The 22603-nt window shown below is 71.7% G+C and carries 17 protein-coding genes and 1 pseudogene; 11 read left to right on the top strand and 7 right to left on the bottom strand.

The window, feature by feature from the left end; translation table 11 throughout:
- Positions 1-8: 8 nt before the first annotated feature.
- Complete coding sequence (locus ACFOSY_RS28465) at positions 9-800, top strand: AfsR/SARP family transcriptional regulator (protein WP_394312182.1); 792 nt, start codon at positions 9-11, stop codon at positions 798-800.
- 47 nt (positions 801-847) lie between these two features.
- On the opposite strand, the gene ACFOSY_RS28460 is transcribed toward ACFOSY_RS28465, so the two are convergent.
- A complete protein-coding gene (locus ACFOSY_RS28460) occupies positions 848-1831 on the bottom strand; it encodes an NAD-dependent epimerase/dehydratase family protein (RefSeq protein WP_394312180.1) in 984 nt (327 codons plus the stop codon).
- Between the two features lie 225 nt (positions 1832-2056).
- On the opposite strand from ACFOSY_RS28460, the gene ACFOSY_RS28455 reads away from it, so the two are divergent.
- A complete protein-coding gene (locus ACFOSY_RS28455; protein WP_394312177.1) occupies positions 2057-2665 on the top strand; it encodes a dTDP-4-dehydrorhamnose 3,5-epimerase family protein in 609 nt (202 codons plus the stop codon).
- Between the two features lie 50 nt (positions 2666-2715).
- Positions 2716-3945 carry a macrolide family glycosyltransferase gene (locus tag ACFOSY_RS28450; protein WP_394312173.1) on the top strand — a complete coding sequence of 410 codons (1230 nt, stop codon included), beginning with the start codon at positions 2716-2718 and terminating at the stop codon, positions 3943-3945.
- A gap of 77 nt (positions 3946-4022) precedes the next feature.
- Here the strand turns inward: ACFOSY_RS28450 and rfbH are convergent, their stop codons facing one another.
- Positions 4023-5324 (bottom strand): lipopolysaccharide biosynthesis protein RfbH, encoded by a 1302-nt coding sequence (rfbH, locus tag ACFOSY_RS28445; protein ID WP_394312169.1) that lies wholly within the window; start codon positions 5322-5324, stop codon positions 4023-4025.
- 320 nt (positions 5325-5644) lie between these two features.
- Here rfbH and ACFOSY_RS28440 point away from each other — a divergent pair, with 320 nt between their 5' ends.
- From ACFOSY_RS28440 to ACFOSY_RS28430, 3 genes are all read left to right on the top strand, one after another.
- Positions 5645-7003: an acyltransferase gene (locus ACFOSY_RS28440; RefSeq protein ID WP_394312167.1), complete on the top strand. Its 1359-nt coding sequence runs from the start codon at positions 5645-5647 to the stop codon at positions 7001-7003.
- Between the two features lie 133 nt (positions 7004-7136).
- The gene (locus tag ACFOSY_RS28435; RefSeq protein WP_394312165.1) at positions 7137-7736 is read left to right on the top strand and encodes a haloacid dehalogenase; all 600 of its coding nucleotides are present in this window, start codon (positions 7137-7139) and stop codon (positions 7734-7736) included.
- A 523-nt stretch (positions 7737-8259) separates the two neighbouring features.
- Positions 8260-9882: an FAD-binding oxidoreductase gene (locus ACFOSY_RS28430; protein WP_394312163.1), complete on the top strand. Its 1623-nt coding sequence runs from the start codon at positions 8260-8262 to the stop codon at positions 9880-9882.
- 505 nt (positions 9883-10387) lie between these two features.
- Here ACFOSY_RS28430 and ACFOSY_RS28425 read toward each other — a convergent pair.
- The 3 genes and pseudogenes from ACFOSY_RS28425 to ACFOSY_RS28415 all read right to left on the bottom strand — a co-directional run.
- Positions 10388-11323: an SDR family oxidoreductase gene (locus ACFOSY_RS28425; protein WP_394312161.1), complete on the bottom strand. Its 936-nt coding sequence runs from the start codon at positions 11321-11323 to the stop codon at positions 10388-10390.
- Between the two features lie 312 nt (positions 11324-11635).
- Positions 11636-12505: an alpha/beta fold hydrolase gene (locus ACFOSY_RS28420; protein WP_394312158.1), complete on the bottom strand. Its 870-nt coding sequence runs from the start codon at positions 12503-12505 to the stop codon at positions 11636-11638.
- Positions 12506-12709: 204 nt separating this feature from the next.
- Positions 12710-13036, bottom strand: a pseudogene (locus ACFOSY_RS28415) (EF-hand domain-containing protein); the annotation flags it as partial.
- Positions 13037-13449: 413 nt separating this feature from the next.
- Between ACFOSY_RS28415 and ACFOSY_RS28410 the strand changes: the two are divergent.
- From ACFOSY_RS28410 to ACFOSY_RS28390, 5 genes are all read left to right on the top strand, one after another.
- Positions 13450-14019, top strand: a complete 570-nt coding sequence (locus ACFOSY_RS28410; RefSeq protein ID WP_394312156.1) for a hypothetical protein — start codon at positions 13450-13452, stop codon at positions 14017-14019.
- A 65-nt stretch (positions 14020-14084) separates the two neighbouring features.
- Positions 14085-14426, top strand: coding sequence for a hypothetical protein (locus tag ACFOSY_RS28405; protein ID WP_394312154.1), 342 nt, complete (start codon positions 14085-14087; stop codon positions 14424-14426).
- A complete protein-coding gene (locus ACFOSY_RS28400) occupies positions 14423-14599 on the top strand; it encodes a hypothetical protein (RefSeq protein WP_394312151.1) in 177 nt (58 codons plus the stop codon). The genes ACFOSY_RS28405 and ACFOSY_RS28400 overlap by 4 nt, the downstream gene beginning before the upstream one ends.
- Before the next feature lie 138 nt (positions 14600-14737).
- Positions 14738-17866 carry a discoidin domain-containing protein gene (locus tag ACFOSY_RS28395; RefSeq protein WP_394312148.1) on the top strand — a complete coding sequence of 1043 codons (3129 nt, stop codon included), beginning with the start codon at positions 14738-14740 and terminating at the stop codon, positions 17864-17866.
- Between the two features lie 248 nt (positions 17867-18114).
- Positions 18115-19137 (top strand): LacI family DNA-binding transcriptional regulator, encoded by a 1023-nt coding sequence (locus ACFOSY_RS28390; protein WP_394312145.1) that lies wholly within the window; start codon positions 18115-18117, stop codon positions 19135-19137.
- A 100-nt stretch (positions 19138-19237) separates the two neighbouring features.
- Here ACFOSY_RS28390 and ACFOSY_RS28385 read toward each other — a convergent pair whose 3' ends face one another.
- Positions 19238-20344: a DUF1996 domain-containing protein gene (locus tag ACFOSY_RS28385; RefSeq protein ID WP_394312143.1), complete on the bottom strand. Its 1107-nt coding sequence runs from the start codon at positions 20342-20344 to the stop codon at positions 19238-19240.
- An 82-nt stretch (positions 20345-20426) separates the two neighbouring features.
- Positions 20427-22592, bottom strand: a complete 2166-nt coding sequence (locus ACFOSY_RS28380) for a discoidin domain-containing protein (protein ID WP_394312141.1) — start codon at positions 22590-22592, stop codon at positions 20427-20429.
- Between the last annotated feature and the right edge of the window lie 11 nt (positions 22593-22603).

Genomic DNA, 22603 nt, shown 5'->3' with positions numbered 1-22603 from the left:
GCCGCGCCGTGCTGAGGTGGGGTGCCCTCGGCCCGCTGCGGGCCGTCCGCGACGGCCGGGACACCACCCCGACGGCGCCGAAGGTCCGCCAGGTCCTGGCCCTCCTGCTGGCCCGCCGCAACACCGTCGTACCCCTGACCGTCATCACCGAGGAACTGTGGTCAGGGCGGGCGCCGCGCAGCGCGCTCACCACCGTGCAGACGTACGCCTACCAGCTGCGCAGAGCGCTCCAGGGCGGTGAGGAACCGGCGGGCCCCGCCGACGGCCCGCTGGTCACCCACCCGCACGGCTACCTGCTGCGGGTGGAGCCAGACGAGTACGACGCGGAGGAGTTCACCACGCTGACCGGCGCCGCACGCACCGCGCTGGCCTGCGACGACCTCACCGCCGCCGAGACGTTGACCGGTCGTGCGCTGGACCTGTGGGAGGGACCGCTCTTCGCGGACGTGGCGCACGGCCCCCTGCTGCGCGGATACGCCCTGCGCATGGGGGAACTGCACCTCCAGGCACAGGAGATGCGCATCACCGCGGGCCTGCGGCTGGGCCGGCACCGCGAACTCGTGGGCGACCTCAAGGAACTGGCGTGCGCGCACCCGCTGCACGAGTGGTTCCAGGGCACCCTCATCATCGCCCTCCAGCGGTGCGGCCGGCGCAGCGAGGCTCTGGAGGTCTACCAGCGACTGCGTGTCGCCCTGCGCGACGAGCTCGGCCTGGACCCCTCACCCGGACTCCAGCGGCTGCGCCAGCACGTCCTCACCGACAACGTCAGCACCGCGGACCTCGACCTGCTCCCGGGCTGACGCCCGCCCGCCCGCCGCCGCCGCCCGGAGCCCGCCCGCCTGCCCGGTCACTCCCGGCCCGCCGCGGCCCGCCACAGGTCACCCACCATGTCCCGGGGCGTGCGCACCGGCTCCCAGCCGAGCACCGCGCGCGCCGCCGACACGTCCACCCCCGTCCAGTCGTTGTCCCCGGCCGGACGCAGCCCCGCCGCGCCCCGCTCCACCAGCGTGGCGGGCCGGCCGCTGATCGCCAGCAGCAGATCGACCATGTCCCGGACGTGCTGCGAGACGCCGCTGGCGATGTTCAGCACCCGCCCGGAGGCGCCGGGGACCCGCAGTGCCGCGACCACCGCACGGGAGACGTCCCGCGCGTCGACGAAGTCACGGCTGCTGCGCAGCGGCGCGACCCGTACCTGCGCCGGCGCCCCGTCCCCGCCCCCGGCGAGCAGCTGCGCGGCCACCTGGCCCAGCAGGCTGGCCGTGGGCGTGCCGGCGCCGATGACGTTCGACAACCGCAGCACCACCGCGTCCGCCTCCCCGGCCCGCACGGCGCGCAGGACCGCCCGGCTGCCCCGGAGCTTGGTCCGGCCGTAGTCGGAGACCGGCTCCTCCGGCGAGGACTCCGTCAGCAGCACCCCCCGCGGCTGCGGCGCGTACTCGTGCACCGACCCGAGCTGGATCAGCCGCGGCCGTGCCCCGGACGCGGCGACCGCGGCAAGCAGCCGGTCCACCAGCAGCTCGTTGTTGCGGCGCATCCCCTCCGCGTCGGGAGACCACACCTCGCCGGCGGCGTTCACGATCGCCACCGGCCGTTCCGTCTCGATCAGCGAGGTCAGGGCCTCCGGACCGCCGTGCACCAGATCCATCGGCCGGAACCGCCAGGACGCCGGAGTCTTGAGCGGGCGGCGCGCGACGGCCAGGACCTCGTACCCGGCCGCCTCCAGTGCCGCTCCCACGTGCCCGCCGACGAAACCGGTCGCTCCCAGGACGACGACACGGCCGGACCCCGTGTCCGGCCCGTCCGGTCGCCCCGGCACACCGACCTGCGTCATGCGGCTCTCCTCCCGGGCTCGCCGACGCGTGCCCGTTCGCCTCCTGCCGGCCCTCGCGAGCGGACGCGCGGGGCACTCGCCAGACACCTTGGCACCCGCCGGTCCAGAATCCCTCCGGGCCTCCTCCAGGATCGTTCGAGGCTCCGTCCACCCGATCCGTCCCCGACCGGTCCTGGACCGGTCCTGGACGGCTCCTCCAACGGCGTTACCTACCGTGGTGCCACCATGAAGGTTCGAGAGATGGCCGTGCCGGACGCGTTCCACATCACCCCGCGCCACCTGCGCGACGCGCGCGGCACCTTCTACGAGTCGTTCCGGCACGACCGGCTGGCCGAGGAGATCGGCCGTCCCGTGACCGTCGCGCAGGTGAACTACTCGGTCTCGCGCCGCCACACCCTGCGCGGACTGCACGGGACGCTGCTCCCGCCGGGCCAGGCCAAGGTCGTGTGCGTGGTGCGGGGCGCGGTCCTCGACATCGTCGTCGACCTGCGGGTCGGCTCGCCCACCTGGGGCGTGCACGAGGTGAACGAACTGTCCGCCGACTCCGGCGAGACCCTGTTCGTCGCCGAGGGCCTGGTCCACGGCTTCCTCGCACTCACCGACGACACCTGCGTGTCGTACCTGTGCTCCACCGAGTTCGTGCCCGGCACCCAGGTCGACATCGACCCCTTCGACCCCGAACTCGCCCTGCCCTGGGGCCTGTCGGAGGCGCCGCTGATGTCGGCCAAGGACTCCTCGGCCATCTCCGTCGCCCAGGCCCGGGACAGCGGGATCCTCGCCGGGTACCAGGAGTGCCTGGCGCACTACGCGGCGCTCCGCGAGACCGCCCGCTGACGTTCCACCGCCGGCCGGCGCCGCCGCCCGGCCGACCCCCAGGAGAGCCGATGCCGTCCGGCACCCCCGCGCCCGCCCTGCACTACGCCCTGCTGCTCTTCGCCGACTTCGGCCACATCGCCCCCACGCTCGGCGTGACCCGCGAACTGCTCAGGCGCGGACACCGCGTCACCTACGTCGTCGACGAGCGGTTCGCCGCCGTCGTCGAGGAGACCGGGGCCCGCGCCGTCACCTACACGTCCGCCCGCGGCGACTTCTACCGCTCCGCCGACCCCACCGCGGACCAGCTCGCCGAGGACGGCTACCGCCTCCTCGTCGACACGGTGCACACCGTCTTCCCCACGGCCATGGAGGCGTTCGCCGCCGACCGCCCCGACGTCGTCCTGTACGACTTCGAGACGGTCGCCGCGGGCCGGGTGGCCGCCCGGCTGCTGGACGCGGTACCGGTGCAGGTGTGCCCGAGCCACGCCGCCAACGAGTCGTTCTCGATGCGGGCCCAGATGTGGGACGCCGACCACCCGGTGATGGCCGAGGGCGCCAAGGTGATGATCGGCTTCATGGGCGAGCACGGCATCGGCCTCGAGGAGATGGCCCGCTACGGCGCCGAGTGGGACCGGCACAACCTGGTGTTCCTGCCCCGCGCCTTCCAGATCGAGGGCGACAGCTTCGACGACCGGTTCGCCTTCGTCGGCCCCACCTTCTCCGAGCCGCCGGCGGACTCCGTCCGCTGGACGCCGCCCGGCGACGGCCGGCGGGTGGCGCTGGTGTCCCTGGGAACCGAGGCGGGGGACCGGGCCGGCTTCTTCCGGCTGTGCGCGCAGGCCTTCGATCCGGCAGGGTGGCACGTCGTGATGACCCTCGGACGCGACAGCGACCCGGCGCACCTCGGGCCGCTGCCCGAGCACGTCGAGGCCCACTCCTGGCTGCCGCACCCGCTGGTCCTGCCGCACGCCGACGTCTTCGTCTGCCACGCCGGCATGGGCAGCCTCATGGAGGCCCTCCACTACGGCACACCCGTGGTGGCGCTGCCCCGCGCCCACGAACTCGCCCTCAGCGCGCAGCAGCTGGAGCGGTGCGGGGTGGGCAGGGCCCTGGCCAAGACCGGGCTGACCGCGCCCGCCCTCGCGGCGACGGTGGCCGGCCTGCTCGCCGACCCCGGAACGCCCGCGGCGCTCGCCCGCATGCGGGAGGCGGTCCGCACGGCCGGCGGCGCCGCCCGCGCCGCCGATCTGCTGGAGACCTGGGCGGCCGACCGCCACACGGTCCCGGCCGCGAACTGACCCGCCGCGCACACGCGGTGGTCCCCGGCACCCTCGTCGGTGCCGGGGACCACCGCGTACGCGCGGGCCCTACAGCGTCAGTGCGGCAGCGTCACGTACTCGCTCACCGTGGCGATGCTGTGGTCGAGCATCTCGTCGGTCAGCCCCGGATACACCCCGATCCAGAACGTCCGCTCGGTGGTGATGTCACTGTTCGTCAGGGGCCCGCTGACCCGGAACTCCCGTCCCTCGTACGCGGGATGACGGGTGAGGTTGCCCGCGAAGAAGCGCCGGGTGGCGACCTTGCTCGACTCCAGGTGGTCGATCAGCGCGCCCGGCGCGAACGGCGCGTCGGGGTGCACGGTGATGGCGAACCCGAACCAGCTCGGGTCGCTGCCCTTCGTCGCCTCCGGCAGGACCAGGTGCGGCAGCCCGTCGAGCCCCTCGCGCAGCCTGGCCCAGTTGCGCCGGCGCGCGGCGCCGAACTCGTCGATCCGGCCCAGCTGCTGAAGACCGAGGGCGGCCGCCACATCGGTCGACTTCAGGTTGTAACCGACGTGGGAGAAGATGTACTTGTGGTCGTACCCCTCGGGCAGCGACCCCATCCGGTGCTCGAACCGCTTGAAGCACCGGTTGTCCTCACCCGGTTCGCACCAGCAGTCCCGGCCCCAGTCGCGCATCGACTCCACGATCCGGGCCAGCACCAGGTTGTCGGTCAGCACACAGCCGCCCTCGCCCATCGTGATGTGGTGCGCCGGGTAGAAGCTCTCCGTCGCCAGGTCACCGAAGGTGCCGGTGAGCTGCCCTTCGTAGGTGCTGCCCAGGGCGTCGCAGTTGTCCTCGATGAGGAACAGACCGCGCTCCTCCGCCAGCTGGGCGATCTCCCGCACCTGGAACGGGTTGCCCAGCGCGTGCGCCATCATGATGGCCTTCGTCCGCGGGCCGATCGCCTGCTCCACCCGTTCCGGCGAGGCGTTGTACGTGCCCAGCTCGATGTCGGTGAAGACCGGCACCAGCCCGTTCTGCAGGATCGGATTGACCGTCGTGGGAAAACCGGCGGCCACCGTGACCACCTCGTCGCCGGGCCGCAGGCGGTGCTCCTCCAGCTGCGGCGAGGTCAGCGCGCTGAGTGCCAGCAGGTTCGCCGAGGAACCCGAGTTGGTCAGATGCGCCTTGCGCAGGCCGAAGTACTTCGCCAGCGACCGCTCCAGCCGGCGGGAACTGACGCCCGCGGCGATCCGCATGTCGAGCGCCGCCTCCACCAGGGCGACCCGGTCGTCCTCGGTGAGCACGGCGCCGGAGGCCTGCACCGGGGTGACACCCGGCACGAACCCCGACGAGACGGCGGAGCGGTGGTATTCGCGTACCAGATCGAGGATTTCGGTCTTGTCGTGCCCCATCGGCTGCTGGCCTCCTGTGTGTGCCGGTGGGGACGAGACGTACGGCGGCGCGCGGTCGAAGCGGGTCCCCACGCCCGTGTCGATCGGGCACTCCAGACCAGCACGCGGGCACACCCGGGGGCCAGCGCCGCCGCGCAACTCTAGGGATAGACCAAAACCACGGCCCGCCGTCGCCGGGCGGCGGGGACGGCGAAACGGCGCGACGCGTAACGGCGTGACGGCGTGACGACCACAGGCTCTAGGGATTTCCTCGCCCCGCACAGGTCACCCTGGAGCGTCCGGTCATCGAACTCTTCACCCCGACCACCCTGGAGACGTTCATGAAAAGCGGGTCCGCGGCAGGCGACGCCGGCCGTACCGTGCTCGTGCGCAGCGGAGAGGCGAGCGGCGAACGCGTCCGGCTGAGCGTCTACGACCTGGTGAACGGCACCTTCGGCAGCTCCCGCACCTTCTACTACCGGCAGCGCCTGGACACCGAGGCGCTGCGGGAGTCCCTGCGCCGGACCCTCGTCCACTACCCGCTGCTCGCCGGACGTCTCGTACGGGACCCGGACCGCGGCCTGAGCGTCGTCTGCAACGACGCCGGCGCCGTGTTCGCCGAGACCTTCTCCGACCGGCCCATGCCCGACTACGGCCCCGACCTCCGCGCCGGGGACGACCTGCGCCGCTACATCCACCCCGTCAACGCCTTCCGGGTCGTCGGACACGACACCCCGCTGCTGACGGTCAAGGTCACGCACATGCGTGGCGGCGGCTCCGTCCTCGGCGTCTCGGTCAACCACAGCGTGGTGGACGGCAGCGGCTGCCTCGACTTCCTCCTGCACTGGTCGCGCACCCACCGAGGACTCGAGCACCGGGCGCCGTCCCACGACCGGGCCCTCCTGGACGGTCTCGCCGCCGGCGTCCCGCCCGCGCCGGACGACTCGCAGTACGCGGTGGTCACCGGCCGGGCCAAGTTCGGCTTCATCTGGCGGGTCAACGCGCGCGCCCGCCGGGTGAAGACCTTCACGGTCCGGTTCCCCTCGGCGGAGGTCCTCGCGTTGCGCGAGACCGCACGCGCCGGCGGCGACGGCGCACGGGCGACCAGCGGCGACGCCCTGAGCGCCCATGTGTGGCGGGTGCTGAGCGCGCTCCGTGACCGGGACCCGGCGGCCACGGAACGGCTGGGCATCGTCGTCGGCCTGCGCGCCCCGCTCGCGGAGCACCTGCCGCACGGCTACGGGGGCAACGCCGTCTCCAACACCACGGCCGCACTGCCGGCCCGCGCGCTGCGGGAGGAGCCCCTGGCCCACACCGCGTCGGCGGTCCGCGAGGCCCTCGACCGGGTCACCCCGCAGCGCATCCGCGAGGAGGCCGCGTTCCTGGAGGCGCAGCGTCGCGCGGGCCGGGTCAACCGGGTGCTCAGCCGCATGGCCCTGGACTCCTTCGTCGACACCGTCTCCCTGAACAACGTCAGCCGGCTGCCGGTCTACGCCATCGAGTTCGGCGCCGGCCGGCCGTTCTGGTTCGAGTACCCCGCGACCCCCGTGCCGTGGACCGTCCTCATCACCCCGACCCCGGACGACGACCACAGCCGCGACGTCCACCTCAGCGTGCCCCGCGAGGCGGCCGAGGCGCTGCGCACCCCCGAGTGGTCCCGGCGTCTGCATCTGCGGGAGAGCACACCGGACCGTTCCTGAGCGAGGCGGACGATCCGGCTCCGTGAACGGAGCCGGCGTGAAGGCGGACGCGACCCGCCGTGCACGCATCGAGGAGCGATGGTGCACATCCATGCAGCAGACACACTGACGATGGCATAGTTGAATCGTGTTCATGGTCGATCACATCGGCGCCGTCTTCTTCTCCCTGGACTGCGTCCTGATGCAGGGAAGGAACCTTTCCCGTCACGTCGAGGAGCGCCTCGGCCTGCGCGCGGACGACGCGGACCCGGCCCCCTGGGCCGGCGTGTCCGAGAAGGCGCTGCGCGCCGAGCTGGAGGACCTCGCGCTGCTCCCGGGCGTGCAGGAGACCACCGACTGGTGCTGGAGCAGCGGACTGGTGCCGGTCGCCTCCTCCCTCGGCTGGGCGCCGATAGCGGCCCACCTGGCCGAACGATTCGGCTTCCACTCGTACGCGGGCCGGCCCCTGGAGACACGTGCCGGCCGTTTCACCGGCCGCGCCGGCGCTCCGGCGAAGGACCTGGACCAACGGGCGTTCGCCGCCCGGCGCGCCGACGAACTCGGCCTCCCCCTCACCGCCTGCGCCGCCGTCGGAGCGTGCCCGGCCGACGGCCCGCTCCTCGACGCGGTGGGCGTCGGCATCGCCTTCAACGCCCCGGACGACGTCCGCGCCCTGGCGAGCACGGCGGTGGAGGGCGACGACCTCCGCACGGTCATCCCCGCCCTGGAGGGACTGACCGCCAGGGCGAAATAGCCGGGCGCCCCCGCCCGTCATCACCCGACGGCGTCTCCGCCGAAGGGGGCGACACGTCACGGCGCGCGCCCTGTCCGCAGGGTCATCGACCTGGGCCCGGGCGCCGGCCCGGACGGCGGCCTGGTCGTGGCAACCGGCAACCCTGACCAGGTCGCGGAGGCCCGCACCCCGACCGCGGGCCATGTCCGCCGGTACACGGCGGGCCTGCCGGTCCGCGCCGCCCGAGAAGGCCGGCGCGGTCTCCGTGATCTGCTCGTATTTACCGGCGCTATACCAGCCAATCGGTTCTCCACGCCGTACCAATGCTCCTGCTTGCCGCAGATTGACGCACTCCGCTTGTGACAGGAGACTCGGCGAACATCTCACATCCATAAGCCTCCTTGAAGAATGCAGCTTCATCGGACCGAACACGTTTCGACGCCCCTGTAATTGACGTAGGCTCCGATCTGCCGATGTCGGGCCAGTCGGCGAAGAGACATGTTCGAGTTGTGCCCATCTCCCGTACGCAGCAAGGAGTACGTCAATGTCTGAACTGAACCGCCGGAGATTACTCACGCGCGCCGGACTCGTCGGGGCCGGCCTGGTCTCGGCGGACTTCTTGGCCGGCGGCGGCACTGCGGCCGCGGCCGGAAAGAGCGCCGGTAAGAGCGCGGGAAAGTGCGCCCCGGCCTTCGACACCGTCACCGTGCAGCCCGGGGACCCCCGGTACGACAGCTTCATCCGCGCGCACAACACCCGCTTCAGCAACCGGCCGGATCAGGTCACCATCGCGACCTCCTCGGACCAGGTCGCCGAGGCACTCGGCCGCGCCGTCGCGGCCGGCCAGGAGGTCGCCGTCCGGTCCGGCGGTCACTGCCTCGAGAACTTCACGACGTACTCAGGGGTCAAGCACCTCATCGACCTCTCGCAGATGCAGGACGTCTACTACGACGAACGCCGCGGAGCCTTCGCCGTGGGCCCCGGCGCGATCGTCGCCCCCACGCAGAACACGCTCTTCAAGGGCTGGGGCGTGACGATACCCTCGGCGGGCTGCTCGGAAGTGGGCCTCGGCGGGCACATACTCGGCGGCGGCTACAACTTCTACTCCCGCATCCACGGCATGGCCGTCGACCACCTCGACGCCGTCGAGGTGGTCGTGGTCGGCGCCGACGGGCAGCCCCGCACCGTCGTGGCGACCCGTCGCAGGGACGACCCCAACCGCGACCTGTGGTGGGCGCACACGGGTGGCGGCGGCGGCAACTTCGGCATTGTCACGCGGTACTGGATGCGTACGCCCGGAGTGAACTCCAGCGACCCCGCCAAGCTGCTGCCCCACGGCGCGAACCAGCGGGTCCGCAACGTGCAGTGGTCGTGGAACGACCTGTCGCCGCGGGCGTTCAGGACGCTCGTGGGCAACTTCTCCCGGTGGTACGAGCACAACAGCGCCCCCGGGGCCAAGGAGGTCCAGGTGTGGGCCTCGTTCTCCGCCTCCCACCAGGCCGCCGGCGTGATCGGCCTGATGGCCGGCGTCTCCAAGGACGTCCCGGGCGGCGAGGCCCTGCTGGACGGGCTCTTCGAGGCGACCACCGCCGGAGCCGGCGTCACCCCCGTCTCCGACTCGCGGTACGAACTGCCGTGGCTCGACCGCGACAACTGGTACTGGGGTCCCCCCGGACGCCAGAAGGACAAGACGGCGGACCTCAAGAAGAGCTACACCGACGAGCAGCTGGACACGATCTACGCCTACCTGACCGACGACCACGGCGATCCCGGCGCACAGGTGCACCTGGCCGCCCTCGGCGGCAGGATCAACTCGGTACGCTCCGACGCGACCGCCTACGTCCACCGGGACTCGATCCTGCGCGTCTACTTCACGCCCGGCGTGTGGCGCGCGGAGGCCCAGGACGCCGCATACGTCGCGTGGGTGCGGAAGCTCTACCGCGACGTCTACCGCGACACCGGCGGCGTCCCGGTGCCCGACGCCGCCAACTCCGGGGCGTACATCAACTACCCGGACGTCGACCTCGCCGACCCCGAGTGGAACACCTCCGGCACCCCGTGGCACGGCCTGTACTACGGAGCGAACTACGCGCGGCTCCAGCGGGTCAAGGCGGCCTACGACCCGCGTGACGTGTTCCACCACGCGCTGTCGATCCGGCCCGCCTGATCCGGCATGGGTACGGTGTGCCCGCCGGACGGCACGCGGCCGGCCGACGGGCACACCGCACCTCTCTCGGCCTCGTTCCGTCAGCCGGAACCAATACGTACGCCGGAAGGGAATGGGCGACTTCTCCGGTCGGCCACGAGTCCACGCGGAAGAAATCGTCCGGACAGCGTGGACACGCCGCACCGGCCGGCGCGTTCACGCGTCATGGAAAGCCGACGGATATCCCTGCAAGCTCCCCGTCCCGTTCTCCCGCAGAAACACGACAACCGCGACGGCGATCCGACCGACCGAGTGCCCGGGGCCAAGGAAAAGCAGACACGACAGGGAGACAGATACGGCCCCCGAAATATCCGGCGTCGGCAATGTCGCGAGTTTCCACAAAAGCCTCGGCCAGGTTCTCAATATCGCCTGGGACGAAAACCCGCTGCTCGACCCCGCGCCCCGAGCCCCAGGACCGAACGGGCCGGCACTGACCGCAGTCAGCGCCCGCCCGAGAAAGGCGGGGTCACCGATACCCGGACGGGTCGGCAGGCTTCCCCGCCTCCTGCACCTCCACCAGATAACGCCAGCAGTCGGGGCGCGAGCCGTCGAGGTCGGTGAAGCCGTACTCCTGGGCGAGCTGCCCGCTGGAGACCGACCGGCCGTTCCAGCGCGCGACATTCGCGTCACCCGCCAGCGCCGCGACCGCGCGCCCCACGTACGCGGGGCTCTCCGAGATGCAGAAGTGCGGCACCTCGGTCAGCGCGTCACGCCAGTTCTCCTCGGTGACACCGAGCGTCTCGAGCATCATCTCCGAACGCATCCAGCCCGGCGTGAGCGTCACCGCCGTCCCGCCGTACGACTCCAGCTCGTGGGCCAGCACGTACCCCATGCGCAGCACGCTGTTCTTGACCAGGTCGTAGAAGTACGAGTTGCGGTAGTGACTGCCGTTGTACGCGGCCGTACCGTCGGTCATCTCCACCACCAGCCCGCCGGGCCGACGCACCAGCAGAGGCAGCAGGAAGTGGCTGGAGATCGCGTGGGTGTCCACACCCAGCCGCATCAGCCGCAGCCCCGCGTCGAGATCGTGCTCCCACACCTTCTTGTCGAACTCGAACAGCCGCTCACCGCCCCAGACGTCGTTGACCAGTAAGTCGAGCCGCCCCTGCTCGGTGTCGACGCGGTCGGCGAGCGCGCGGACCTGCTCGGGCACCAGGTGGTCGGTCGGCACCGCGATCCCGGTCCCGCCCGCCTCCGTGACCAGCTCCGCGGTCTCCTCGATCGTCTCGGCCCGGTTGTACTCCGAGCGGCGTTCCCGAGTCGTACGGCCGGTGACGTAGACCGTCGCACCCGCCGCGCCCAGTTGGACGGCGATGGCTCGTCCGGCTCCCCGCGTGGCACCCGCGACCAGCGCGATCTTCCCCCGGAGGTCCGGAGCCGGCGTGTCGGGCGTGCGTTCCATGAAAGTCCCTCATCTGTTCGTGCGTAACTGACCCGCGTCCGTCGTCGACACAGGCCCTTCCACACCATGATCACGTCTTAACCCGACATCCTCCGTCCTGATTTCCGGCGCTCTCCGAACGGGACCCGAACCTATGACGAGGCGGCCCAGCGCGAACTGTGGGACCTCTCCGAGGAACTGACCGGGGTCCGCTACCCCCCCCCGCAGGCCGTGCAGGCCGTGCACCGACGGAGCGTCCCGGTCTCGAGAGGCCGTGAAGCTGCCAAGAGGCGCGCCCAGTGCACCTGGGCGCGACCCCCCGCTCCGGGTGTCCTACGCGGCACCGTCGAGGACTTGGCGCATACGGAGCGCGAACTCGTCCGGCTTCCCCGGTTGTCCGAACTCCCCGCCGCAGAAGCCGCCGTGATGGCTCGGGAACACGACCACCTTCTGCCCGAGGAGTTCGGCTGCCGCGGCAGAGGTGCGTGCCGTCAGCAGGTTCTCGGACTCCTCACCCACCGCGATCACCACGCGGGTCGGCGCGGCGGCTATCGCCTCGGCGTCCGGCCGGTAGCCGCTGACCGCCCACGAGCGGTCGGACAGCAGCGGATCGTCCCGCGAGCCGTCGTCCTCGGTGGGCATCCCGAACGCGGCGGGGTCGGGTGCGGGCTGTGCGAAGTACGCGTCGGTGAACTCGCCCACCCACGAGGTCATGGCCACGAACGCGGCCATCCCGGCCCCCCACCCCCGCTCCTCGTACGTGTCCCGAACCGCGGCCCGCGCCCGCACGGCCGCGGGGCCGTCCGGTGTCAGGGTGATGAGCGGCGGCTCGTGCGCCACCAGCGTGGTCACGTCCGAGGGGTACTTCTCGACCACCGCGAGCGCGGTGACCGCTCCGCCGCTGCTGGCGAACATCTCGACGGGGCCGGCCCCGAGCGCCTCGACGACGGCGTGCACGTCGTCGGCCTGGGTCCGCGGTGCGTGATCGGTTCGTCCGTCCTTGCGGACACTGCGGCCGAGGCCGCGCGGGTCGTAGGTGACCACGGTCCGCTCGGGGAAGCGCGCGGCGAGCGTGGCGAAGCCGTAAGCGTCCATGGGCTGCCCGATCATCAGCAAGGGCGGTCGTCCGTCACTGGTCGGCAGCGGCCCTCGCACGTCGTAGACGAGGTCCGCGCCGGCTGTCTCAAGAGTGTGAGTCTTCATGCCCTTTCAGACCGACCCCGCCGCGAAAACTCATCGGTGCGGCGTGCACCGGTGCGGCTCGCGTCGGGCGGCGCCACCGTCAAGGCGTCCGGCTCCTCCGGGCCGTCGCCGTCCGGCACGGACCCGGGTGCTTCCTCGCGCTCGCCCTGCGGGGCACCACGGACGGCCCTGACGAGTGACGATCGGGCCGGCGAGACGGAACCGGCCCGCGGAACCGGCCCGCGCCGCGAACAGGGGGCGCTCGATCAGGCCGTCCCCGTCGGGGTCGCCCAGTACGGAGAGCGCTTCGGCGAACTCGGCGACCGTGGGGCCGAAAGCTCGCGGTCCAGCACGAAGGGACGGACCTCGTCCACGGAGATGACACCGTCGCCGTTGGCGTTCAGGTCCGCGGCCAGCGTCGTCCGAAGCGGCCGCCGCTTCCAGAACGCGGCCCGTCATCAGGTCGAAGTCGCTGGAGTCGAGGACTCCGTTGCTGTTGGCGTCGAAGAGGGAGAAGACCAGCTCGGCCCGCTTGGCAGCCTCATCACGCATGTACGTCACCTCTCTGCCGCGACCCGACGATTCCGGGCCTGCATCACTGCTCCATGGAACCGCCGCAAGGAGCCGCAGGATCTCGATCTTCGGTTTGAATGAGCAGGTGTGACACGTTCGCCGCCTCACCTGTGAAGGCCAGGGTGTTCCAACCGATCCCGTTGATCGGCTTGTACGACGTGACGCTACGGCGGTCCGAATGCCGTGGGGACGGCGCCGTGGGGACGGCGCCGTCGCAGGGACGGCTCCTGCTCCCCGTGCTGTTGCCACGTCGGACCCGAAACAGCACGTGCGCGGCGTTCACCCGGATGGCCCGCTGTGATGGCGGCCCTTGCACCGTCCGGCGACGGTGGGTGGGGCTCCGCCGTTCACGTAGGCAGAGCCCTTCCGGCCGATCCCGAGGGAGCTTTGCCATGTCTGACCGCAACACCGTCGTCCGCAGCCTGCACGATGTCGGTCTGGCCGCCTGGTTCGGGGGCTCGCTGATGGGAGCGGTGGGTCTCAACGGCGCGGCTCAGGACGAAGGAAGCACGCAGACGAGCCGAGACCGGATCTCCTCCTCGGGCTGGGCCAAGTGGACGCCGGTCAACGCCGCCGCGATCGGAGCCCACCTGTTCGGCGGTGGCGGGCTGCTCGCCGTCAACGCGCACCGTGTGGCCACCCAGCAGGGCGTGGGCGCCTCCACCGCGGCCAAGACCGTCGTCACCGCCGCGGCCCTGGCGGCCACCGCTTACGCCCGTGTCCTGGGCAAGAAGGTCGAGCTGGCCTCCTCCACCGACCCCACTGACGCCGAACAGGCCGAGAAGCACCCGGTCGACCTCGACAAGGCACGGCAGCAGCTGACGGCCGTCCAGTGGGCGGTGCCGGCCCTGACCGGATGCCTGGTCGTGCTCAACGCCCTGCACGGCGAACAGCAGCGCCCCGCGGAGCAGATCCCCGGCATGTGGGAACGGGCCCGTTCCATGACCCACCTGATGCAGTAGCGCACGCAGGAGGGGCCGACAGGCACGCAGCGGCGGGACCGGACCACCTGGTCGATCGGCAGCCCTTGCGTCTCCGCACCCTCACCGGCAGCGACGCGCGCGAGGACTCCGCCGAGGACGTCCTGGTGCTGGAGGGCCACACCGGCGCAACAGCCACCGCCGCAGGAGTCCGGGCCTGGGCAGGGCGCGCCCAGGAAGCCTTCTACGCCGACCTGGACCTGCTCGCCGTCGTCAACGGCGCCGTGAGGAAAGGCACCGCGGTGGACCTGACCTCCTGGACCCTCGGGACGCACGGAACTCCTTCGCCGGGGCCAAGGTGGTCGCGGCCATCGGCACCTCGGCCGACCCGGCAGGCTACGGACGAACCGTCGCCGGACGACTCCTCCCCGATGTCCTGCCGTACGTGATCGGGACCCCTGCGTCCTTCGGCTTCGCCACGCGCAACGGCCGCACCCGCGCGGACAACGCACCCGAGGCGATGATGTCCCTGGTCGCCAACATGGCCGTACCCATGGGCCTCATCCCTGCGACCACCGAGGGGCAGCGGACCGACCAGCTCCCCTGCGTCGTACCGGAGTGAGCACACGGGGAACGGACTGCCGTTCCCCGTTCGCCCGCCCTCTCGCATCCACGCACGTGACCTATTGACGTATCGACCGGCGGACCGAAGAATTCAGGCCACTGCCTGACAACGTTGTCCGACCGAGAGGTGCCGCACGTGCTGCCGAGATCCCCCGTGGACCGTCGCCGCTTCATCCAACTCCTCGGCGCCACGAGCGCGCTGGCCTCCCTGCCTCTCACCCTTGGCAGCGGCACGGCTCAGGCCCACGGACAACACCGGAACCACACGGCATCCGACCCGGTGGCGGACATCTATCACCGCGTCCTGCTGAACCACACCCGTTGGACGGAAACCCAGTGGGACGCGGCCCGCGGCTACTACACGGACAAGGATTTCGGCTTCGCCGTCGTGCTCGGCCATGCGGTCCTGCTCACCCGCGGCAGCTACGACGAGGCCCGAGCGGGGACGGAGAAGCAGGTCCTCAAGGCTCGGACGATAGCGACCATCAAGCACTTCGCCGCGTCCAACAGACTGACGGGCGGCACCCAATGGGGCCGGAGACTGTTCTTCGACACCACGTTCCAGCTGTACTTCGTCCTCGCCGCGCGGCTGCTGTGGGACGACCTCGACGAGACCACTCGCTCCCGTGTCGACACCATCGCCCGTGAGCAGGCCGCGTACACCGCCGCGCTGGGCACGGGAGACGACCCGGCCTCGGGCAGCTGGACCCCTCGGGGCCTGCTCGGCGGCCACGAAGGAGACACCAAGCTCGAGGAGATGGGTGTCTACGCGCAGTCCCTGGCCCCGGGGCTGGCCTGGGCCGTGGACGACCCACGCCACGGTGACTGGGCCGCGGCCTTCGGCGCGTGGTCGCGCAACGAGGCCGGACTGCCCCAGGCGGACCTGGCGAACCCGGCGCGCGTGGACGGGGCCCCCGTCTCGGACAACACCGCCCGCAACCTCTACGACACCTTCATCGTCGAGAACCACGGCTCGTTCGGCCCTCACTACCAGGAGGAACTGTGGCGCACGTCGGGCCGTAACGCCGCCCACTTCATCGCGGCGGGCCGGCCGCTGCCCCAGGTGCTCACCAACCAGCCGAACGCCGATCAGCTGTGGAGCACCCTCCTCGGCGTGATGAGCGACGCCGGTGAGCCGCTGATGCCGATGGTCAACGACCGGGAGCACCTCTACGGCCGTGACGTCATCCCGCTCGCGTTCCTCGCCCAGGTGGTGGGGGACAGGGCCGCCGCCCGCGCGGAAGTCGCCCTGGCGGAGCGACTGGAGGCGTACCAGAGTTACCCGCCGGAATTCCGGATCGCGAAGTTCTCGGGCGAACCGAAGTACGAGCCGGAGGCACGCGCGGAAGTCGCCATCAGCTACCTCCTGCACCTGTGGGCGAACGAACAGGGCCGTACGGTCCGCCCCCTCTCCGCGGACGAACTGTTCGAACTCGCCGCGGGCGTCACCGACTTCGGCCCCGGGCCCGGCCTGGTGTCGCACCAGACGCCCGGGGCATGGGCGGGGGCGGTGACCAAGCCCGGCTTCGTGAAGTTCGCCTGGCAACCTGGCCACGACGACTGGCTGTTCAAACTCAGCGGGTCCACGCCGATGTTCCTCCCGACGACATCCCTCAAGGCGACGCGGCGTCGGGTGCGGACCTACCGCAGGAGTCGGGACGGCTTCGACGGCAGCGCCACGATGCTTCAGGTGGGGGCCGGGTACGCCGGATTCACCACTCTCCCCACCGGTGCCGTCGTGTACGCGACGTCGGGCGTCGCCGCGGGGGAGGGACACCTGGAGATCCACAATCTGACGATGCCGGGCGTGCCCGGCCTGACCGGGGCACGGACCTACCGCTTCGCCGAGGGAAGCGCCACCGTGGCCTCGGCCGACTCCCGGCCGGCCACGCCGGCCGCGCGCGTCGACGAGGTGACGTTCGCGCGCACCGAGGTACGGCATCTGCGCATGCTCGGTGTGCGACCCGACCCGGCCTACGGATACTCGCTCTTCGCGTTCGAAGCGCGCGACGGCGCGGACGGCGCCGATCTGGCCCGGACCGGTACGGCCACCGCCTCCTCCCACGACACCGGCAAGGAGCCGGCACTGGCGGTGGACGGCAGCACGACCACCCGGTGGGCGGTGTCCCGGGGCGACCGCCCCCGGGCGGACAGCTGGCTGGCTGTCGACCTCGGGGCTCCGCACGCGGTGGACCGGGTCACCCTGCGCTGGGAGGCCGCCGCGGGGCGCGCCTACACGGTGCAGGGGTCGGCGGACGGCCTGCAGTGGGAGGACCTCGCCTCCTGGCCGGTGCCCGACGTCACCAGCCGGGGCGGATGGCTGGACGTCGACGGCCGCGCGGGCCTGGTGGTCCACGGCGCCGCCTCCGGCCTGACGGTCCACCAGGACGAGATCATCCTGGCCGACGGCCCGGCCGCACCCCTCCTGGTCGAAGGACTCCCCGGCGCCTCGCCCCGCACCCTGCGCGAGCGGGCCGCGGCACCCGCGCCACGAACGGACGCCGAAGCGGTACGCGCCGCCCTCACCGACGATCACCTCAGCCTGTTCAACCTGTCGGACGGGCCCGTCACGACGCGGGTCGACGTACCGCAGACCGGGTCCGCGAGGCTGCTGTTCGAGGGACTCCAGACCCTCACCGACAGCGGCACCGCCTACGACGCCGAACTCGACGCGGCGGAAGCCCGGCTCCTGCCGCCACGGCTGACCGTACGCCCGCTCGACAGCCGTCCTCTGCCGGCGGGTCTGCGGGCACGCGTGGTCGACGGCACGACGGTCGAACTCACGGGCCCCGCCTGCCGCGTGAAGGTGACCGCTCAAGGGCGCGGTGAGATGGCGGTGGTCAGAGCGGGCCGCACCACGACGGTCACCGTGAAGCGGGCCACCGCCTACCCTCTGCGCGATCTGGCACTGGGCTGCACGGTGTTCCCGACCAGCCCCTTGCCACCGGGCATGTCGGACCCGTCCGCCGCTGTCGACGGCGATCCGGCGACGGCATGGACGCCCGGCCCGAACGGCCGCCTGGTCGTCGACCTCGGCGCCCCACTCCGTGTCCGCGACATCCGCACGGAATGGACGAACGGCCACGTACCGAAACTACGCGTCGAGTTCAGCGGTGACGGCCTCACCTACACCCCGGCCGGTCAGCTCACGGGCCATGGCCGCGACCGGCACCTCAGCACGGACATCACCGCCCGCTACGTGGCCCTGGCCACCGACGCGGGACACGAGGGCGGCGGCCGCCTGATCCACCTGTCCCTGCAGTGACGCCAGGCCCGCTCCAGACCGATGGTTCACCCACGAGGCCGTGCAGCCGTCCCTCCCGGCCGACACCTCTGCTGACGGCGGGAGGGCCGTCGTGCGGGTGGGTCCGCCGACCGACCGTCACTACAGTCGCTCAAGGGGATTTGGCTGGCGGGGTGAGCGCTGAGCGGCTGAGACGCCGCACGTCCGCGGGCCGGCGTGACCGGCACACCGGCCCGCACCGAGGGAACGCCCGCGGTTAGAGTGCCCTCATGAACCGGCGGTCCCCGACGCTCGAGGACGTCGCGCGCGAGGCGGGGGTGTCCCGCGCCACCGTGTCGCGGGTCGTGAACGGCGTGCGCAACGTCGATCCCGGCATCCAGAAACTGGTCCGCAACGCGATCGAACGGACCGGCTACACGCCGAACCGCGCGGCGCGGGCGCTGGTCACCCGGCATCCCACCGGAAGCGTGGCTCTCGTCGTCTCCGGCGCGGGCGACGCCTTCGCCGGCCGGGTGTTCGCCGACCCGTTCTTCGGGCGCGTCGTCAACGGCGTCGTGGGGTACCTCCGGGCACGCGCCATGCAGCCGGTGCTGCTGTTCGCCGAGTCCCCGGTGGCCAGGGAGCAGGTGGTCGGCTACCTGCGGCAGGGCAGCGCGGACGGCGCCCTGGTGGTCTCCGTCCAGCCGGACGACCCGCTGCCGGACCTGCTCCTGGCCGCCCGGGTGCCGACGGTGCTGTTCGCGCGTCCCGCCCGCGACACACCGGTCAGTTGCGTCGATCTCGACCACTACGCGGGAGGGCGGCTCGCCGGGGAGCATCTGCTGGCCCGCGGCTGCGGACGGATGGCGACGATCTGCTCGCCGCCGGAGGTCAGGGCCGGGCGGGCACGCCTCGCCGGATTCCGCGACGCCCTGGCCCGGGCGGGCCACGGCAGCGTGCCCGCGGCCGAGGGGTCCTTCAGCCTGGACAGCGGGGCTACGGCGATGGCCTCGCTGTTGCGGGACCACCCCGAGGTGGACGGCGTGTTCGCGGCCAACGACCTGATGGCTCAGGGCGCGTGCCACGTACTGCGGGAGGCGGGGCGGCGCATACCGGAGGACGTCGCCGTCGTCGGGTTCGACGATTCGAGCGTCGCCGTGACCTGCCGGCCGCCGCTGACCACCGTGCGGCAGCCCGTGGAGGACATGGCGGCGGCCATGGCCGGGATGCTGGAGGAGCAGCTCCGGGGCGTCGGCACCGCACCTCGCACCCTGGTCTTCTCACCGCAGTTGGTCGTACGCGAGTCCGCCTGACCGCCGCGCCCGCTCGTCCGCTCCGTCGCACGAACCACGCACGGGCCGGACGGCACCCCTGTCCCGCGGGTGCCGTCCGGCCCTCGGGCCTCCGGCCGGGTCAGGGCAGCCGGTGGTCGGCGTTCAGGACCGCTCCGCGCTCGGGGTGGTTCTGGTCGTAGCCGCGGGTGTCGCACTGGAGGCCGCCGACGATGCAGTGGTCGACCAGCGCCTTCAGGGTCCGCTCCTCCCAGGCGTTGAAGAAGTCGTAGTGGAAGGAGTACCCGCGGCCGCTGGCCAGGCGGACCTGGCTCATGTCACCGTTCACCGGGAACGCCATCTTGAACTCGATCATCGGCAGGGCGACCGGGTGGGAGGCCGGGCACATGTTGTCGTTCGTGCCGGGTTTCACGACCGGGTAGGCCATGTGGCTCCTGTGGTCGGGGGTGTCGAGGTACTTGCCGTCCCAGCAACTGGGCGCCTGGAAACGGATGTTGAGCTGCACGTCGGGACGGCTCGGGCAGGTGGCGGGGAAGTCGACGTTGAAGAAGCTGTCCCCGCACTCCCAGCCCTCGACGAAGCCCTTGTGGGCGCGGAACTGCTGGGCGCTCTGCAGGGGGTCACCGACGACGTACCGCAGCCCTCTGGGGAACGGCCGCACGCTGGTGTAGTCGGTGATGCCCGACTTGTAGTAGATGACTTGCGGGCCCACGGGGAGGATCTTCTTGTCCCCGTTGTACAGCGAGGGCATCCAGTACGCGGAGGCGTCGGCCGGTGCTTTGCAGGTGGTGTTGCCGCCGTAGAGGCTCGACGTGGTGCTGCCGGCGTTCGTCGTGGTGTTGCCCATGAAGGTGTGGTCGTGGGACTTGCCGGGCTGTCCCGGGTAGATGATCGGATCGTCCGGCGCGGTGTGGGTGACGGAGCAGTTGGCCTGGAACTCCTTGTGGTAGCGCGGCGGCGGGGTCGCGGTGGACGGGGTCACGCCGGTGACCTGGGGCACGGCCGGTATGTAACCGTCGCCGTCGGGGTCGTCGGCGGACGCCCGGGTCGACACTGCCGTCGTGTGCCCGCTGTGCCCGCTGTGCCCGCTGTGCCCGCTGTGCCCGGCGGCCGAGGCGGCCGGGGCCGCGGCGGGACCGGCCGCCGTGGCGACGGTGCCGACGCCGAGGACGCTGGCGAGCAGTGCGGTGCCGAGCAGCAGTGCGGGGAGTTTCGAGCGTGGTCTCATGGGGCCTCCTTGCCCGCTGAGGTGCCGGTGTGGGGACAGCCGCGACGGTGCGAAGGGCGACGCCGGGCGCCCTTCGCCGTTGTCAGCCGTAGATGCCGAACTCGTGCAGCGAGTAGCCCCAGCCGGTGCCACGCGCCGTCAGGTGCAGTCGTACGTGCCGGGCGGTGGCCGCCACGTCGATGGTGTCGATGTCGCCGTTGCCGGTGGTCGTGGAATGGACGGTGCGCCAGGCGGTGCCGTTGTCGGAGATCTGGACCTCGTAGGACTTGGCGTAGGCGGGGTCCCAGACGAGCTGGAGCTTGCGGACGGGCGTGGCGGTGCCGAGGTCGACCTGGATCCACTGCGGGTCGCTCCAGTCGCTGGCCCAGCGCGTGTCGGCCCTGCCGTCCGTCGCCTTGGCGGGCTCGCACGGGCAGTCGCCGTAGGAGGGCTGGAAGGAGGAGGCGGTGGTGGGCTTGTTCAGCGCCACGTTCGTGCCCGTGACGGGCGGGGCGACAACCTTGACCGACTTCGTCTCGATGCCGGCGTTGCCGCGGCCGTCCTCGGCCTGGAGGTACACCTTCCACACCCCGAGCTTCTCGGGGGCCCTCACGGCGAAGGTGCCGTTGCCGGTGGACCGCCAGGAGGCCTCGACGAGGCGCTTGTCACCGTTGGCGTAGTTGCCGCTGAGAAAGATCTTGTAAGTGATCGGGTCGCCGTCGGGGTCGCGCACGTCCGCGCGGACGGTGAACTCGCCGCCCGCAGGAGCGGACGAGGCCGGGCTGACGGCCAGGGCGGAGACGACGGGCGGGGTGTTGTCGTTGCCGGCCGTTCCGGTGTAGGCCCGCTTCACGGCGTAGTAGGAGAGCCGCTTGAGCCCGTCGGGCAGGAGGTTGAACCAGATGCCGCCGAAGTCGTGTTCGATGCCGTAGTGGAAGAGCGTGGCGCCGAGGGCGACGCCCCGGTGTCCGGTGACGCAGTTCCAGGCCTTGGTGTAGCCCTCGGCCTTCTGCACGTCGGTCGGCTCGTCGGGGACGCCGTTGGCGTCGTCGGGCACCTCCCATTCTCCCGCCGGTCCGCCTTCGGTGATGAGGTACGGCTTGGTGTAGCCGCCTTGTTCCCAGTCCTCCCGGACGCCGCAGATGTCGCCGTAGGAGTTCATCGAGTACAGGTCGAGGTCGGGCGCGTTGCGCTGGTAGTACGGCCAGGCACCCGTCCAGGCGTCGGTGGAGGTGACGGGGTGGTCGGGGTCGATGCTGTGGATCTTCTTCGCGACGTCGTTGACGAAGCCGGTGTAGGCGTTGCGCTGTGCCTCCAGCTCCGCTCCGCTGTAGCAGTTCTGCAGGCCGAGGACCGACTCGTTGCCGACGTTCCACATGAGCGTCGCGGGGTGGTTCCTGTACGCCTCGACCCACTTGGTGAACTCGGTGAGCATGGTGTTCTTGTAGGTGGCGTCGGTGACGTAGTTCACGCAGCCGCCGGAGCCGGGGCCGCCGCCGGGCTGCAGCCAGAAGCCGTTGACGACCTTGAGGCCGTTCGCGGCGGCGCTGTCCAGCAGCGGCTTGGTGCCGCCGTCGGTGCCCCATGTCCGGATGGTGTTGACGCCCATGGACTTCACGTCGGGCAGGTACTTCGGGGCGTCGGCGATGGCGGGGCCCCAGGTCAGGCCTTTGACGGTGTACGGCTGCCCGCCGACGGTCAGCTGCCAGTTGCCCTGGGAGCCGGTGACCTCGACCGCCCCCGTGGCGGGCGGCGTGCCGTCCGTGGAGCCGTACACCTGGAACTCCCAGAGGGAGTAGCCGTAGCCGCCGGAGCGTTCGGTGCCCAGCATGCGGACGTAACGGCCGGAGCCGGTGACGGCGAGTTCGTCCGTGCCGCCGTCGCCGCCGGTCACGGTCTTCAGCGTCCGCCAGTCCGTGCCGTCGTCGGACGCCTGGATCTGGTAGCTCCTGCCGTACGCGCCCTCCCAGGTCAGTACGACACGGCTGAGGTCGGACCGCTGCCCGAGGTCGACCTGGAACCACTGGGGGTCGCTCCACCGGCTGGCCCAGCGGGTGCCGGTGAGGTTGCCGTCGACGGCCGCCGACGGGGCGTATCCGTCGCCTTCCTGGGAGGAGGCGGTGGCGGGTCTGCCTTGGGAGAGCAGGGTGTCCGCGGCCTGGGCGGGCGGGGCGGCGAGAGCGAGCGACGACGCCACGAGCGCGCCCAGGGCGAGCAGGGGGACGGTGCGCCGGACGGCTGGTCCGTGGTACGGGGGTGAGGGGGACACGTCTGCTCCTG

The organism is Streptomyces lusitanus (genome assembly GCF_042647945.1).
In the GTDB taxonomy this organism is placed as follows: Bacteria; Actinomycetota; Actinomycetes; order Streptomycetales; family Streptomycetaceae; genus Streptomyces; species Streptomyces pseudogriseolus.
Note: the sequence above shows the minus strand (reverse complement) of the source record. Positions and strands in the feature narration are given on the sequence as shown.